Source organism: Paenirhodobacter sp. (assembly GCF_050177655.1).
Lineage (GTDB): Bacteria > Pseudomonadota > Alphaproteobacteria > Rhodobacterales > Rhodobacteraceae > Rhodobacter.
Map to the genome: position 1 here is coordinate 64,007 of NZ_JBFXGV010000007.1, position 14,889 is coordinate 78,895.

The window sequence follows — 14,889 nt, forward strand, 5'->3', positions numbered from 1 at the left end:
CCTGTCGCTGGCGCGTCCGAGCGCCCTTCCAAGGAGACAGCCATGAAAAAAGCCATTTTTACCCTGCTTCCCGCCGCGCTTGCGCTCGGCACCACGATGGCCTTCGCCGATGCGGCGCAGACCGTCGAGGCGCGTCAGAATTTCTTCAAGGCCCTCGGGCAGGAGACGAAGGCGATGGGCGGCCTGACCAAGGCCTATGACGCCGAGGCTGCCAAGGCCGAAGCCGCCAAGCTCGACACGATCCTGAAGACCGACATGGCGCCGCTGTTCGCCGCCGGCACTTCGGTCGCCGATTTCCCGGGCCAGACCCGCGCCAAGGAAGAGATCTGGACCAATATGGAAGATTTCGGCGCCAAGGGTAAGGCGATGCACGAAGCTGCTGCCGAGCTCGTCGCCGCGGCCGGCAACGGTGCGGAGGCCTATGGCGCCGCCTTCGGCAAGTTCGCCGGCACCTGCAAGGCCTGCCACGACGATTACCGTCTGCCCGAATGAGCGGAGGGGCCCCGGCCCCTTCCCCGACCCGGGCGTTCGGCCCGGGTCTTTCCGACCGATGCGAGGACGATTTCCGATGACCGATGCAACGCAGCCCACCGCCAGCCCCACCCCCGACGACCAAAGCGGCAAGCAGATCTGGGATCCGGCGCTGCGGGCCTTTCACTGGTTGCTGGCGCTTTCCGTCACCGGGGCCTGGCTTCTGGGCGAATTCGGCCCGGCGAAGATGACGCTGCACATGTTTCTGGGGTATTTCGTCATCGCGCTTCTGGTCTTTCGCGTGATCTGGGGGCTTGTCGGCCCGGCGAATGCGCGCTTCGTCAATTTCATCAAGGGGCCGGGGGCGGTCTGGCGTTACATCCGCACGCTGCCCTCGCGTGAGACGCAGTATTACCCCGGGCACAATCCGCTCGGCGCGCTCTCCGTCGTCGCGCTGCTGCTCGTGCTGGCCGCGCAGGTCGCGACCGGGCTTTTCCTCGACCCGGAGGATTACCTCAACATCGGCCCGCTGGCGGAGATGGTCTCCACCGCCTGGAACCGGTTCGCGCTGGGCTGGCATCATCGGCTTGGCGCGGTGGTTCTGATCCTCGTCGTGCTGCATGTCGGCGCGATCGTCTTCTACAAGCTGTGGAAGAAGGAAGACCTCGTCACCCCGATGATCACCGGTCGGCGCAAGGGCTGACGCCGGCTCTGGACGGCATCCCGGCGCTCGGCTAGCGTCGCGCGCATGAACCAGATGGTCAAATCCTCCGCGGCGGAGCGCATGAGTTTCGCCGCCCATTCCCGGGCGCTCGTCGTGCTGGGGCTGCCGCTCGTCGGCTCGAACGTCGCGCAGATGGGGCTGCATGTCACCGATACGGTGATGCTCGGCTGGTATGGCGTGCCCGAGCTCGCCTCGGTGGTGCTTGGCTCCTCCTTCTTCTTCTTTCTCTTCATCCTCGGCTCGGGGTTTTCCTATGCGCTGATGGGGCGGATCTCGGCCGCGATGGGCGCGGGGAACGAGACGCAGGTGCGCCGCGATGCGCGCATGGGGCTTTGGCTGTCGCTGATCTTCGCGGCGCTCTCGATCCCGGTGCTGGCGGTCTCCGGGCCGATCCTGCGCGGCCTCGGGCAGGATCCGGCGATCGCCGGGCTGGCGCAGGATTACCTGCGGATCGCGATGTGGGGGATGTTTCCGGCGCTGACGATCGCGGTGCTGAAGGCCTATCTGAGCGCGCTCGAACGCACCCAGGTCGTGATGTGGGTGACGGCGCTGGGCGTGGTGCTGAACATCGGGTTGAACTGGGTGCTCATCTTCGGCCGGTTCGGAGTGCCGGAGATGGGCGTGCGCGGTGCGGCCCTCGCCTCCGTCATCGTGCAGCTCGCGACCGCCGCGCTCCTGATGCTTTATGCCGTGCGCGAGCCGGCGCTGGCGCATTTCCACCTGTTGCAGCGCTTCTGGCGCCCGGATTGGGAGGCCTTCGTGGCTGTCGCCCGGCTTGGCATCCCGATCGGCTTCACCTCGCTGTTCGAGACCGGGATGTTCCAGGCCTCGGCGCTGATGATGGGCTGGATCGGCACCGTGCCGCTGGCCGCGCATGGCATCGCGCTTGAGCTCGCCTCGCTCACCTTCATGGTTCATATGGGGATGTCGAATGCCGCGACGGTGCGCTCGGGCCGGGCCTTCGGCGCGGGGGACGTGGTGCGGCTGCGCGACGGCGCGCTGGTCGCGCAGGGGATGTCGGTGCTTTTCGCGCTGGTGACGGTGGCGATCTTCCTGATCTTCCCGCGTGAGCTGATCGGCCTGTTCCTCGACGCCGCCAATCCCGAGGCGGCCGAGATCGTGCGCTTCGGCTCGAAGCTGCTTGCCGTGGCGGCGGTGTTCCAGCTTTTCGACGCGACGCAGGTGATGGCGCTTGGCCTCCTGCGCGGGGTGCATGACACGCGCGTGCCGATGTGGGTGGCCGCCGCCGGCTACTGGCTGATCGGCATGCCGACGAGCTACCTGCTCGCCTTCGTCTACGGCTTCGGCGGCGTCGGGCTCTGGCTTGGCCTCGTCGTCGGGCTGGCCTGTGTCGGCCTCACCCTGATCGTGCGGTTCTGGCGCGGGCCGTGGCTCGCGCCGGAGGCTTACCGATAGGCCTTGAGATAGTGGTTCTCGAAGGCCTGCTTGAGCCAGTGCAGCGGCTTCATGCCGGGCAGCACGATGTTCAGATTGCCGCGGCGGAACACGATCATCCCCTTGTCGAGGCTGTCCATGATGCAGATGAGCTCGACGAGGAATTCGGTCTTCGGCAGGTCGCCGCGCAGCATCGCGGCGATATTCGCCGCCACCGCCTTCGCCTGAAGATCGGCCTGATGCGCCTGTTTCGGCAGCCATTCCGGCCCCGGGTAGGAACCGGAATCGCCCGCGACCCAGATCCCCTCGAAGCCCATGACGCGGGCGAGCGCATCGGCCTGCACCATCTTGCCCGGGCTCATCGGCAGGTCCGTCGCCTCGAGCCAGGCCGGGCCGGTCATGCCGGGCTGGAACAGGATCAGATCGGCCTCGATCTCGCCGCCCTCGGTCACCACCTTGTTCGGCTCGATCCGCACCATCTTGTGGCCGAGATGGGTGTCGATGCCGCGCTTCGCCATTTCCTTGAGGAGGCCGTCGACGGCCTTCTCGCCCAGCCGGTTGCCCGGGCGTTTCGCGGGCGAGAAGAAGACGAGGCGGAACTTGCCGCGCCGGCCCTGCCGACGCAAGAGCGTGTCGAGGATGAAGAGATATTCGAACATCGGGCCGCCGCGGATCGCGCCCGGCTCGTTCGGGTTCGAGGCCATGCCGATCGCGATCGTGCCGCTTTCGAGCGCGGCGAGGCGTTCGGTCATCGCCTCGGCCGCACCGATCCCCTCGCAGGGGATGATCGCGTTCTCGATCCCCGGCAGCTTGCGCAGGAAGCGCCCGCCCGAGGCGATCACGATGTGATCGGCGGTGAAGACCTCGCCGGTGTCGGTGGTCACCGTCTTTTCCGCGGCATTCATCCCGGTGACCGAGGCCGCGACATGGCGCACCCCGTTGCGGGCGAAGAAATTGGCCAGCGGCAGTTTCAGCTCCGCCCCCTTGCGGATCCCCGCGGGGATCCAGATCGAGGAGGGCAGATAGTGCAACGCGTCGCGCGGCGAGACCACGGTGATCTGCGCACCGACCTTGTGGCGGCGCAGCTCGCGGATCACGGTGAGCGCGGCAAAGCCGGAACCGAGGATCAGGACATGGGACATGTGAGGGGCCTCCTTCAGCGAGGAACGGCGATAAATTCTATATCCTGCATCTATCTTGACGCCGGATGCGGGGCAAGATCGCCGCGCCATGCCGCGATGCGGCGCAAGCGCGCAGCGCCTAGTCCTCGCCCTCGGCGGGCATCGTCTTCATCATCCGCTCCGCCTTCTTGCGCACCAGCACCGTGCGCAGATCGTGCATCGCGAGCAGGAGCGCATCGGTGACGCTTTCGAGCTGATCGTCCGAGGCCTTCGACTGCACCCAATGGGTCGTGAGGTTGAGGTAATCGACCGCGCGATGGATGTCGTCGATGTCGCGTTCGGCCAGCAGCGCGACGCGGCTTGCCATCCAGCGCTCGATCTCGCGCTGATCCTCGGGGGTCAGCCGCCGGTCGCCCTGCGGCTTGATCTCGCCGTTCTTGATGTTGACGACGGCGATCTGGTCCATCTCGATGCGGCGCTGGCGGTTTTCGGTATCGACCCGAAACACCGCCGCGCCATTCTCGCGGATACGGAAATAGTAATCCGGCAGATCGCCCGCCATCGTGCCCCCTGTTACTTCAGCCCTTCGCAGAAGGCCTTGATGCGTGCGCAGGCCTCGGTCAGCGCCGCGTCGGAAGTAGCGTAGCTGATGCGGAAGTTCGGCGAAAGGCCGAAGGCGGCGCCGAAGACGACGGCGACATTGGCCTCCTCGAGCAGGGCCGCGGCGAAGGCCTCGTCATCGGTGATCTTCGTTCCGGCGGCCGAGGTCTTGCCGATGCAGCCCGCGATCGAGGGATAGACGTAGAAGGCGCCCTCGGGCGTCGGGCAGGAGATCCCCGGGCAGGTGTTCAGCGCGGCGACGACGAGATCGCGGCGGCGCTCGAAGGCCTTGCAGCTTTCGGCGATGTAGTCCTGCGGGCCGCTCAGCGCCTCGACCGCGGCATATTGCGAGATCGAGCAGGGGTTCGAGGTCGATTGCGACTGCACCTTGCCCATCGCCTTGATCAGGCTCTCCGGCCCGCCGGCGTAGCCGATGCGCCAGCCGGTCATCGCATAGGCCTTCGAGACGCCGTTGCAGGTGAGCGTGCGGTCGTAGAGGCCGGGCTCGACCTGAGCGGGCGTGACGAATTCGAAATCGCCAAAGCAGAGGTGTTCATACATGTCGTCCGACATCACCCAGACCTGCGGGTGACGCATCAGCACGTCGGTGATCTCCTTCAGCTCCTCGCGCGAATAGGCCGCGCCCGAGGGGTTGGAGGGCGAGTTGAAGATGAACCACTTCGTCTTCGGCGTGATCGCGGCCTCGAGCTCGGCGCCGGTGATCTTGTAGCCGGTCTGCATCGGCCCCTCGACGAAGACGGGCGTGCCGCCGGCGAGCAGCACCATGTCCGGGTAGCTCACCCAGTAGGGCGCCGGGATGATGACCTCGTCGCCGGGGTTCAGCGTCGCGACGAGCGCATTGTAAAGCACCTGCTTGCCGCCCGAGGAGACGGTGATCTGCGAGGGCTTGTAGCTGAGGCCGTTCTCGCGCTCGAACTTGGCGCAGATCGCCTTCTTCAGCTCGGGGATGCCGTCGACGGCGGTATATTTCGTCTTGCCCGCCTCGATCGCGGCGATCGCGGCCGCCTTGATGTTCGCGGGCGTGTCGAAATCGGGCTCGCCGGCGCCCAGGCCGATCACGTCGCGCCCGGCCTCTTTCAGCTCGCGCGCCTTGTTGGTCACCGCGATCGTCGGCGAGGGTTTCACGCGCGCAAGCGTATCGGAAAGGAAAGCCATGTCGGGAGCTCCGGTTTGTATCTGCCGGGTGCATGTCTTACGCTCGCCCCGCACAGCGTCAAGAAGGGAAGAGGCATGACCGATTGGTATGGACCGCAAACCGCGACCTTCGGCGACCGGCTGGCGGGCGCGCGCGAGGCGGCGGGGCTGACGCAGGAGGCGCTTGCCGAGCGGCTCGGCGTGCGGCTCGAAACGCTGCAAAGCTGGGAGGACGACGCCGCCGATCCGCGGGCGAACCGGTTGCAGATGGTGGCCGGAATGCTGAACGTCTCGCTGATGTGGCTGCTCACCGGCGAGGGCGAGGGGCTTGACGCGCCGCCGGACGAGGTGGCACAGGCGGAGGAGGTGCGCACGACGGTGCGCGAGATCCGGGCGATCCGGTCGGTGCTCGAGGAGCTCGACGCGCGGCTCGGGCGGCTCGAGCGGCGGTTGATCGCCGGGGAGGACTGATGAGCGAGACGGACGAGGCCCGACTGAAGCGGATGCGGATGCGGTCGTGGCGGCGCGGCACGAAGGAGATGGACCTGATCCTCGGCCCCTGGGCGGATGAGAAGCTGGCCGGGATGACGCCCGAGGCGCTCGATCTTTACGATCTGCTGCTCGAGGAAAACGATCAAGATCTTTACCCCTGGGTTTCGGGCACACAGCCCTGCCCGACGCAATATCTTGAGCTCCTGACCGAGATCGCGGCTTTCGCAAAGGCGCGCCACGGGCGCTGAGACGGCGCGGCCTGACGTGACGGAAGCGCGAAATTTGGCGCAGATTTGAAAAAACTGCGCTGCGCTTAACGCAATCTTGGGGTTTTCCCGCCAGTTTGTCCGCAAGGGCTGCGAGGTTGGCGGAGAACGGAATGACATTTCAAACCCCGATGAACATGCCCGGCGCAGGGGAAACGCCGGAGACCTCTCCGGGCATGATGACCTGCTATCTTGACAGCCTGTCGCTCGTCGAACGGCTGCACCGACTTTTGCTCGACGTTATCAAGGATGAATTCGAACGGCTCGGCATTCTCGAGATCAATCCGGTGCAGGCGCTGCTGCTCTTCAACGTCGGCGAGAACGAGGTGACGGCGGGCGAGCTCAAGACCCGCGGCTATTACCAGGGCTCGAACGTCAGCTACAATCTCAAGAAGCTGGTCGAGGCCGGCTACATGCACCATCAGCGCTGCGATATCGACCGCCGCTCGGTGCGGGTGCGGCTCACCGCGAAAGGGCGAGAGCTGCGCACGATGGTCACCGACCTCTTCGAGCGGCACGCGCAGGGGATGGAGGCGCGCGGCGTCGTCACCCTCGACGCGATGGACGAGATGAACCACACCCTGCGCCGGATGGAGCGCTACTGGTCGGATCAGATTCGTTACATCTATTGACGGGCACCGTCTCCCCGGAACCGGGGGGACGTCACGGCAATTTTGCCACCGCTTGCCCGTTGGCCGCCCGCGTGTTTCTCTGCCGCTGCGCCGGGGAGGATGGGCGCGAGGGGGAAACATGCGTCGGATCCTGCGTTTTGCGCTACGCGCGCTCGTCATTCTTGTTGTGTTGATTGCGGGGCTCGCGCTCTGGAAGCGGGAAGAAATCACCCGGCTGATTGCGGTGAACGGGCTCTTTTCCGAAGAGCGGATCGTGCAGAATTTCTCGCATATGGACCGGCTCTTCCATTACCGCCTGCTCGACCGCGGCACCGGTCCGGTCTTCGCACTGCCGCCCGGGCCGCCGGAAACCCTGGCCCCGGCGGCGCAGGACTGGGCGAAACGCCGTGCGGTGACGGCGCTGGTGATCCTGCGCGACGGGCATCTGACCTACGAGAACACTTTCCTCGGCACCGGGCCGGAGGATCTGCGGATCAGCTGGTCGATGGCGAAATCGGTGCTCTCGGCGCTTTTCGGCACCGTGGTCGCCGAGGGCAAGATCCCAGATCTCGACGCGCAGGTGGTGCAATACGCCCCGTCGCTCAAGGGCTCCGCCTATGACGGGGCGACGATCCGCGATGTGCTCACGATGTCCTCGGGCGTTGCCTTCAACGAGGATTACATGGATTTCAACAGCGACATCAATCGCATGGGGCGGGTTCTCGCGCTCGGCGGTTCGATGGACGCCTTCGCCGCCTCGCTCAAGACCCGCGCCACCCCGCCCGGGAGCCATATGCATTACGTCTCGATCGACACCCATGTGCTCGGCATGGTGATCCGCGGCGCAACCGGGCGCGACCCGGTCGACCTGATGCAGGAGCGGATCATCGCGCCGATGGGGCTCGAGGCCGCACCCGAGATGCTCACCGATGGCGAGGGCACCGGTTTCGTTCTTGGCGGGCTCAATATGCGCACGCGCGATTATGCCCGCATCGGTCAAATGTTCCTGCAAAAGGGGGTCTGGAACGGGCGCCAGATCGTGCCCGCCGACTGGGTCGCGGCCTCGACCGCGCATCAGGCGGCGGATGGGGCGGGCTACGGATTCCAGTGGTGGGTGCCGAAGGACAATGCCGCGCATGGCGGCGATTACATGGCGCAGGGCATCTACGGCCAGTTCATCTATGTGAACCCCGCGGTGCGGGTGGTGATTGCGGTGAACAGCGCCGATCGCGGCTTCGACGCGGCAGGCATCACCGACGAAAACCTTGCCATGTTCCGCCAACTCGCCGAGACTTCTCCCTGAGGGGGAGGCCGGATGGAAATGGAGCCGTCGATCAATGTTCTGGGGCAGCCGCTCGAGCCCTGCTCGATGGCGCCGCGCACCGGTTTCTTCCGTGACGGCTCATGCAACACCTGCTGGGAGGATCGCGGCGCGCATACCGTTTGTGTCGTCGTTACTGCCGAATTTCTCGCCTGGTCGAGCTATATCGGCAATGACCTGATCACCCCGCGTCCGGAGTTCGCCTTTCCCGGGCTGAATCCTGGCGATCGCTGGTGCCTCTGCGCCGCGCGTTTCCTCGAGGCGCATGACGAGGGCTGCGCGCCCCGCGTCGTGCTTGCCGCCACGCATCGGCGCACGCTCAAGGTCGTCTCGCTCGACCTGCTGCGCGATTACGCGATCTGATCGGAAACCGGGGTCCAGAGGATGTCGTCGATCCGGGGCGCCGCCGTCGCCAGCAGCACCAGCCGGTCGAAGCCGAGCGCGATGCCGCTCGCCGCGGGCATCTGTGCCAGCGCGGCGAGGAAATCCTCGTCGATCGGATAGCGCTCGCCATAGATCGCCTGTTTCTCCGCCATCTCGATCTCGAAGCGGCGGCGCTGCTCGGCGGGGTTGGTCAGCTCGCCGAAGCCATTCGCGAGCTCCACCCCGCAGGCGTAAAGCTCGAACCGCTCGGCCACGCGGGCGTCATCGGGCGCGGGGCGGGCCAGTGCCGCTTCCGCCGCCGGATAGCGGTCGAGCACGGTGGGGCGGCCATGGCCGAGATGCGGCTCGACCTTCTCGACGAGGATCTTTGACAGAAGGAAAGACCAGGTGTCGTCTTCCGCCGTCTTGATCCCCGCCGCCCGCGCCTGGGCGCGCAGCGCTGCGGCATCGGTCTCGGCGCCGTCGCAGGTGGCGAGCAGGTCGATGCCGGCGTAGCGTGCGAAGGCCTCGGCCACCGAAAGCCGCTCGGCTTCGGCGAAAGGGTCACAGGTGATGCCGCGGAACTGCAGTTGCGTCACCCCCGCCGCCTCGGCCGCGAGGCGCAGCATCGCCGCGCAATCCGCCATCAGCACGGTGTAATCCGCGCCCACCCGATACCATTCGAGCATGGTGAATTCGGGTGAATGCAACGCGCCGCGCTCGCGGTTGCGCCAGACATGGGCGAAGGCGAAGATCCGCTCCTCGCCGGCGGCGAGCAGCTTCTTCATCGCGAATTCGGGCGAGGTATGCAGATACATCGCATGCGGCGCGCCGTCGTTGCCGATCGCGGTGGTGGCGAAGCCGTGCAGATGCGCCTCGTTGCCGGGGCTGACCTGCAGCGCGCAGGGATCGACCTCGAGGAAACCCTCGGTCCCGAGCCAGCCGCGGATCGCCCCCTGAATCCGGTTGCGCGCCAGCAGAAGCGGGCGCCGATCGGCATGTCTGGCGGCGTCCCACCACGGAGAAGAGCTCATTTCAGCGGCTTTCGACTGGAAATTACGTTGCGGATGGTTTAGGCGCTCAGCCATCCGGGCGCCAGAGCCTGCCTCATTCGAACCAAGGACCGCAAACATGGCCAAAGTGATCGCCTCTTCGATCCGCAAGGGCAACGTCATCGACATGGATGGCGTGCTTTACATCGTTCTGACCGCCGAAAACGTTCACCCGGGCAAGGGCAACTCGGTCACCCAGGTCGAAATGCGCCGCATTTCCGACGGCGTGAAAGTGTCCGAGCGCTGGCGCACCGTCGACTCCGTCGAAAAGGCGCATGTCGACGAGAACGAATACGACTTCCTCTACGAGGACGGCGAAGGCTTCCACTTCATGAACCCCGAGACCTACGACCAGATCGCGGTGTCGGAGGACGTCGTCGGTGACGCCAAGGTCCACCTGCGCGACGGCATCCGCGTGTGGATGCTCACCCACGAAGGCGTCGCGCTTTCGATCGAGCTGCCGGCGAAGGTCACCGTCGAGGTCGAGGAGACCGAACCGGTCGTCAAGGGTCAGACCGCCTCGTCGAGCTACAAGCCCGCGATGTGCACCGGCGGCATCCGCGTGATGGTGCCCCCGCATATCGGCATCGGCACCCGGATCATCATCAACACCGCCGACAACTCCTATGTCGAGCGCGCGAAGGACTGATCCTTCGCGACAGGCCGAAACGACGAAGGCGCCCCTCGGGGCGCCTTTTGCATTCAGTCGCGCCCGTCCAGCGCGGCGAGCCAGGTCCGCAGCGTGTCGTTCAGCGCCGCCTGCACCTCGGGCGGCAGCTGTGCCACCAGCCGGTGTTGATTGGCGACGTGCTCGGCGACGACCCGGTCGATCAGCGCAAACCCTTTCGGTGTCAGCGCCACGATCGAGCCGCGCCCGTCGGCGGGGTTCGGGCGCCGCTCGATCAGCCCCTCGGCTTCGAGCCGGTCGAGACGGTTCGTCATCGTGCCCGAGGCGACCATCGTCCAGTCCATCAGCTCGGATGGGCTGAGCGCATGCGGCGGCCCGGCCCGGCGCAGCGTGGCGAGCACGTCGAAGCTGGCCGCGGTCAGCCCGTGGGCATGCAGCAGCTGTGCGACCTCTTCCGACAGCCGGTCCGCCACCCGTTTCAGCCGGCCAAGCAGCCCCATCGGCCCGGTGTCGAGGTCCGGGCGCTCGGCGCGCCACTGCGCGAGAATGTCGTCGACGCGATCCATGGCGGAAGGGGTAGGGCATAAATATCTTGACGTCAAGATATCTGCCGATTTATCTCGACGTCGAGATAATGGAGGGAGCGATGACCAGAACGACCGAAATCCTGCTGGCGGCGATGGCGCCGGCGATCTGGGGTACGACCTATATCGTGACCTCGCAAATGCTGCCGCCGGGCTACCCGCTGACCGCCGCGGCGCTGCGTGCGCTGCCCGCGGGGATCCTGTTGCTCGCGCTGACGCACAGGATGCCGCCGCGCGCCTTTCTGGGGCGGCTCTTCGTTCTGGGCGCGCTGAATTTCACCCTGTTCTGGACGGCGCTTTTCGTCGCCGCCTACCGCCTGCCGGGAGGTGTCGCTGCGACGCTGGGCGCGGTGCAGCCGTTGATCGTGCTGTTTCTCGCGCGGGGCCTGCTTGGCACAGCATTGACGCCGCGCCGCCTTTTCGCGGCTCTCGCCGGGATCGGCGGCGTCGCGCTGCTCGTGCTTGGCCCCTCGGCGCGGCTCGATCCGGTCGGGGTGCTTGCGGCGCTGGCCGGGGCGGTTTCGATGGCCGCGGGCACGGTGCTCACGCGCAAATGGCGCCCCGAGGCGCCGGCCCTCACCTTCACCGCCTGGCAGCTGACCGCCGGGGGGATCCTGCTTCTGCCGCTGGCCTTCGCCTTCGAGCCGCCGCTGCCCGCGCTCACCGCGACCCATCTCGCCGGGTTCCTCTGGCTCGGGCTGATCGGCGCCGCGCTCACCTATTACCTGTGGTTCCGCGGCATCGAGCGGCTCGGCCCCGAAACGATCACCGGACTCGGCTTCCTCAGCCCGCTCACCGCGGTGCTGCTCGGCTGGGCGCTGCTTGGCCAGGCGCTGAGCCTGACGCAGCTGATCGGTGCGGCGGTGGTTCTGGGTTGTGTCTGGCTGAGCGGCCTGCCCGAGCGCAAGGGGCGCGCGGGCTGATCAGATCTTGCGGACGCGGATCACCACGTCGACGCGGGTCACCTCGGCCCCTTCGGGGGCCTTGGGCACGCGCGCGATCTCGAGCTCCTCGGGCGGCGCGTCGGAGATCCGGTTCTCGCCCTCCCAGAAGAAATGGGGGTGATCGTCCATCCGCGTGTCGAAGTAGCTGCGCCCGGCGTCGACGGTGATCTCATGCATGATCCCCGCTTCGCAAAAGGCGCGCAGCGTGTTGTAGACGGTGGCGAGGGAGACCTTTTCCCCGGCTTCGAGCGCGGAGGCGAAAAGCCCTTCGGCCGTGACGTGGCGGTTCATGCCGTCGCCCACCAGAAGCGAGGCAAGCGAAAGCCGTTGCCGCGTCGGACGCAATCCGCCGCTGGCCAGCCATTTCTGGCCGCGCTCCTGTGCAACCGTCTTCATCGTCACTGATCCGTTTTCTCCCTGTGACATTATAAGGCCCAATGCCCCAATATTTCAACGGCCTTTCGCAATCGCGGCGAGAACGGGCCGGCTGCGGCCCCTGCGGCATTGCAGCGGGGCTGCGGCCTTGCGCCGTCGGCGGCGCCGGTGATAGAGGGGGGAAGACATTCGATTGGGGGGAACGGAGCCGATGACTGGCTTTCCGACGAGCTTCGGGAAAGAAGATCTGCTGAAATGCGCGCGCGGCGAATTGTTCGGGCCGGGCAATGCACAGCTGCCGGCGCCGCCGATGCTGATGATGGACCGGATCACCGAGATCTCGGGCGACGGCGGGCTGCATGGCAAGGGACATGTGGTGGCCGAATTCGAAATCACCCCCGATCTGTGGTTCTTCGAATGCCACTTCCCGGGCAACCCGATCATGCCCGGCTGCCTCGGCCTCGACGGGCTTTGGCAGCTCACCGGTTTCAACCTCGGCTGGCGCGGCTGGCAGGGGCGCGGCTATGCGCTGGGCGTGGGTGAGGTGAAGCTCACCGGGATGGTGCGCCCCGACCGCAAGATGCTGACCTACAAGGTCGATTTCACCAAGGCGGTGCAGACGCGCCGGCTTACCATGGGCGTCGCCGACGGGATCGTCGAGGCCGATGGCGAGGTGATCTACATGGTCAAGGACATGAAAGTCGCTCTCTCCGAGAGCTGATCGAACGAGACAGGAGGCCCACATGCGGCGTGTCGTCATCACCGGTCTGGGTATCGTCAGCCCGATCGGCAACAATGCCGAAGAAGTCGAAGCGAGCCTGCGCGCGGGCCGCTCCGGCATCGTCTTCGCCCCCGATTACGCCGAGCGCGGCTTCCGTTCCCAGGTGAAGGGACAGCCGCAGATCGACGTCGCCGAGCACATCGACAAGCGCAACCTGCGCTTCATGGGCATGGGCGCGGCCTACAACTTCATCGCCATGGAACAGGCGATCAAGGATTCGGGCCTCGAGGAGAGCGATATCTCGAACCCGCGCACCGGTCTGATCATGGGCTCGGGCGGTCCCTCGACCTCGAATTTCTTCGAGGCGCATCGGATCGTGCTCGAGAAGGGCTCGCCGAAGCGGATGGGTCCGTTCATGGTCACCCGCTGCATGAGCTCGACGAATTCGGCCTGCCTTGCGACGCCGTTCAAGATCAAGGGCGTGAACTATTCGATCACCTCCGCCTGCTCGACCTCGGCGCATTGCATCGGCAATGGCACCGAGCTGATCCAGATGGGCAAGCAGGATGTCGTCTTCGCCGGCGGTGGCGAAGAACTCGACTGGACGCTGAGCTGCCTCTTCGACGCGATGGGCGCGATGTCGTCGAAATACAACGACACGCCGACCACGGCGAGCCGCGCCTTCGACGCGACGCGCGACGGCTTCGTGATCGCGGGCGGCGGCGGTGTCGTCGTGCTCGAGGAGCTCGAACACGCCAAGGCGCGCGGCGCGAAGATCTATGCCGAGGTCACCGGCTATGGCGCGACCTCGGACGGCTATGACATGGTGGCACCCTCGGGCGAGGGCGGCGAACGTTCGATGCGGCTTGCGCTCGACACGCTGCCCGAAGGCCGCAAGATCGACTATATCAACGCGCATGGCACCTCGACCGTCGCGGGCGACGTGACCGAGATCGAGGCCGTGCGCCGCGTCTTCGGCGAGGGCAAGGTGCCGGTGATTTCCTCGACGAAATCGCTCACCGGCCACAGCCTCGGCGCGACCGGCGTGCATGAGACGATCTATTGCCTGCTGATGATGCAGGGCAAATTCATCACCGCCTCGGCCAATATCACCGAGCTTGACCCCGCGATCCGCCCGGAAGAAATCTGCACGGAGCTGCGCGAGAATGTCGAACTCGACTCGGTGCTGTCGAACAGCTTCGGCTTCGGCGGGACCAACGCGACGCTGGTGATGAGCAAATATCTGGACTGAGGGCGGAATGGCGGATTTGATGAAGGGCAAGCGCGGCCTCGTGATGGGGGTCGCCAATGATCGCTCGATCGCCTGGGGCATCGCCTCGGCGCTGGCGGCGGAGGGGGCGGAGCTCGCCTTCTCCTATCAGGGCGAGGCCTTCGGCAAGCGCGTCGAACCGCTCGCCGCCTCGCTCGGCTCGACGGTCCTCGTCGATGTCGACGTGAACGACGACGCCTCGATGGATGCGGCCTTCGCCAGGCTGAAGGCGGAATGGGGCACGCTCGACTTCGTCATCCACGCCATCGCCTATTCCGACAAGAACGAACTTGCCGGCCGCTTCATCAATACCTCGCGCGACAATTTCAAGAATTCACTCGCGATTTCCTGCTTCAGCTTCATCGACGTGGCCCGCCGCGCCGCTGAGCTGATGCCCGAGGGCGGCTCGCTCATCACGCTGACCTATGGCGGCTCAAACCGCGTCACCCCGTTCTACAACGTGATGGGCGTGGCGAAGGCGGCGCTCGAAAGCGCGGTGCGCTATCTCGCGAACGATCTCGGCCCGCAGCAGATCCGCGTCAACGCGATCTCGCCCGGCCCGATGAAGACGCTCGCCGGGGCGGCGATCGGCGGCGCGCGCAAGACCTTCCGCCATACCGAGGCGAACAGCCCGATGCGCCAGAATGCGACGCTCGAAAGCATCGGCGGCACCGCGGTCTGGCTCTGCTCGGATTACGGCGCCTGTACCACGGGCGATGTGGTGATGGTCGACTGCGGATATCACGTGCTCGGCATGCCGCAGCCGGAAAACCTGTAAAAAGGGGCCCTTCGGGGC

General features: G+C 66.2%; 19 protein-coding genes. 13 read left to right on the plus strand and 6 right to left on the minus strand.

Going from position 1 to position 14,889, the window contains the following annotated elements:
- Window positions 1–42: 42 nt before the first annotated feature.
- The 3 genes from AB7U46_RS04975 to AB7U46_RS04985 all read left to right on the plus strand — a co-directional run bounded on the left by AB7U46_RS04975 (window position 43) and on the right by AB7U46_RS04985 (window position 2,611).
- On the plus strand, window positions 43–492 hold the full coding sequence (locus tag AB7U46_RS04975) for a c-type cytochrome (RefSeq protein ID WP_428335834.1): 450 nt from the start codon (window positions 43–45) through the stop codon (window positions 490–492).
- 76 nt (window positions 493–568) lie between these two features.
- Window positions 569–1,174, plus strand: coding sequence for a cytochrome b/b6 domain-containing protein (locus AB7U46_RS04980; protein ID WP_428335835.1), 606 nt, complete (start codon window positions 569–571; stop codon window positions 1,172–1,174).
- A 54-nt stretch (window positions 1,175–1,228) separates the two neighbouring features.
- The gene (locus AB7U46_RS04985) at window positions 1,229–2,611 is read left to right on the plus strand and encodes an MATE family efflux transporter (protein WP_428335877.1); all 1,383 of its coding nucleotides are present in this window, start codon (window positions 1,229–1,231) and stop codon (window positions 2,609–2,611) included.
- Here the strand turns inward: AB7U46_RS04985 and AB7U46_RS04990 are convergent.
- The 3 genes from AB7U46_RS04990 to AB7U46_RS05000 all read right to left on the minus strand — a co-directional run bounded on the left by AB7U46_RS04990 (window position 2,602) and on the right by AB7U46_RS05000 (window position 5,487).
- Window positions 2,602–3,732, minus strand: a complete 1,131-nt coding sequence (locus tag AB7U46_RS04990; RefSeq protein WP_428335836.1) for an NAD(P)/FAD-dependent oxidoreductase — start codon at window positions 3,730–3,732, stop codon at window positions 2,602–2,604. The genes AB7U46_RS04985 and AB7U46_RS04990 overlap by 10 nt on opposite strands.
- 118 nt (window positions 3,733–3,850) lie before the next feature.
- Window positions 3,851–4,273 (minus strand): hypothetical protein, encoded by a 423-nt coding sequence (locus AB7U46_RS04995; RefSeq protein ID WP_428335837.1) that lies wholly within the window; start codon window positions 4,271–4,273, stop codon window positions 3,851–3,853.
- Between the two features lie 11 nt (window positions 4,274–4,284).
- Complete coding sequence (locus AB7U46_RS05000) at window positions 4,285–5,487, minus strand: pyridoxal phosphate-dependent aminotransferase (protein ID WP_428335838.1); 1,203 nt, start codon at window positions 5,485–5,487, stop codon at window positions 4,285–4,287.
- A 75-nt stretch (window positions 5,488–5,562) separates the two neighbouring features.
- On the opposite strand from AB7U46_RS05000, the gene AB7U46_RS05005 reads away from it, so the two are divergent.
- From AB7U46_RS05005 to AB7U46_RS05025, 5 genes are all read left to right on the plus strand, one after another.
- Complete coding sequence (locus AB7U46_RS05005) at window positions 5,563–5,937, plus strand: helix-turn-helix domain-containing protein (RefSeq protein ID WP_428335839.1); 375 nt, start codon at window positions 5,563–5,565, stop codon at window positions 5,935–5,937.
- The gene (locus tag AB7U46_RS05010) at window positions 5,937–6,206 is read left to right on the plus strand and encodes a succinate dehydrogenase assembly factor 2 (protein WP_428335840.1); all 270 of its coding nucleotides are present in this window, start codon (window positions 5,937–5,939) and stop codon (window positions 6,204–6,206) included. Before AB7U46_RS05005 ends, AB7U46_RS05010 begins: the two co-directional genes overlap by 1 nt.
- Window positions 6,207–6,361: 155 nt before the next feature.
- Window positions 6,362–6,856 (plus strand): MarR family winged helix-turn-helix transcriptional regulator, encoded by a 495-nt coding sequence (locus tag AB7U46_RS05015; RefSeq protein ID WP_428335878.1) that lies wholly within the window; start codon window positions 6,362–6,364, stop codon window positions 6,854–6,856.
- 118 nt (window positions 6,857–6,974) lie between these two features.
- On the plus strand, window positions 6,975–8,138 hold the full coding sequence (locus AB7U46_RS05020; RefSeq protein WP_428335841.1) for a serine hydrolase domain-containing protein: 1,164 nt from the start codon (window positions 6,975–6,977) through the stop codon (window positions 8,136–8,138).
- Between the two features lie 12 nt (window positions 8,139–8,150).
- Window positions 8,151–8,519, plus strand: coding sequence for a DUF2237 family protein (locus AB7U46_RS05025; protein ID WP_428335842.1), 369 nt, complete (start codon window positions 8,151–8,153; stop codon window positions 8,517–8,519).
- On the opposite strand, the gene epmA is transcribed toward AB7U46_RS05025, so the two are convergent.
- Window positions 8,507–9,553, minus strand: coding sequence for an EF-P lysine aminoacylase EpmA (gene epmA, locus AB7U46_RS05030; protein WP_428335843.1), 1,047 nt, complete (start codon window positions 9,551–9,553; stop codon window positions 8,507–8,509). The genes AB7U46_RS05025 and epmA overlap by 13 nt on opposite strands.
- 97 nt (window positions 9,554–9,650) lie before the next feature.
- On the opposite strand from epmA, the gene efp reads away from it, so the two are divergent.
- The gene (gene efp, locus AB7U46_RS05035; RefSeq protein WP_428335844.1) at window positions 9,651–10,220 is read left to right on the plus strand and encodes an elongation factor P; all 570 of its coding nucleotides are present in this window, start codon (window positions 9,651–9,653) and stop codon (window positions 10,218–10,220) included.
- Window positions 10,221–10,273: 53 nt separating this feature from the next.
- Here the strand turns inward: efp and AB7U46_RS05040 are convergent, their stop codons facing one another.
- The gene (locus tag AB7U46_RS05040; protein WP_428335845.1) at window positions 10,274–10,765 is read right to left on the minus strand and encodes a MarR family winged helix-turn-helix transcriptional regulator; all 492 of its coding nucleotides are present in this window, start codon (window positions 10,763–10,765) and stop codon (window positions 10,274–10,276) included.
- Window positions 10,766–10,845: 80 nt separating this feature from the next.
- Between AB7U46_RS05040 and AB7U46_RS05045 the strand changes: the two genes are divergently transcribed.
- On the plus strand, window positions 10,846–11,706 hold the full coding sequence (locus tag AB7U46_RS05045) for an EamA family transporter (RefSeq protein WP_428335846.1): 861 nt from the start codon (window positions 10,846–10,848) through the stop codon (window positions 11,704–11,706).
- Here the strand turns inward: AB7U46_RS05045 and irrA are convergent, their stop codons facing one another.
- A complete protein-coding gene (gene irrA / locus AB7U46_RS05050; RefSeq protein ID WP_428335847.1) occupies window positions 11,707–12,123 on the minus strand; it encodes an iron response transcriptional regulator IrrA in 417 nt (138 codons plus the stop codon).
- A 190-nt stretch (window positions 12,124–12,313) separates the two neighbouring features.
- Between irrA and fabA the strand changes: the two genes are divergently transcribed.
- Genes fabA through AB7U46_RS05065 form a run of 3 tightly spaced genes read left to right on the plus strand, consistent with a single transcriptional unit; the run spans window position 12,314 to window position 14,871 of the window.
- Complete coding sequence (gene fabA, locus AB7U46_RS05055) at window positions 12,314–12,823, plus strand: bifunctional 3-hydroxydecanoyl-ACP dehydratase/trans-2-decenoyl-ACP isomerase (protein WP_428335848.1); 510 nt, start codon at window positions 12,314–12,316, stop codon at window positions 12,821–12,823.
- Between the two features lie 22 nt (window positions 12,824–12,845).
- Complete coding sequence (gene fabB / locus AB7U46_RS05060) at window positions 12,846–14,075, plus strand: beta-ketoacyl-ACP synthase I (RefSeq protein WP_428335849.1); 1,230 nt, start codon at window positions 12,846–12,848, stop codon at window positions 14,073–14,075.
- 7 nt (window positions 14,076–14,082) lie between these two features.
- Window positions 14,083–14,871 (plus strand): enoyl-ACP reductase FabI, encoded by a 789-nt coding sequence (locus tag AB7U46_RS05065; RefSeq protein ID WP_428335850.1) that lies wholly within the window; start codon window positions 14,083–14,085, stop codon window positions 14,869–14,871.
- Window positions 14,872–14,889: the final 18 nt, after the last annotated feature.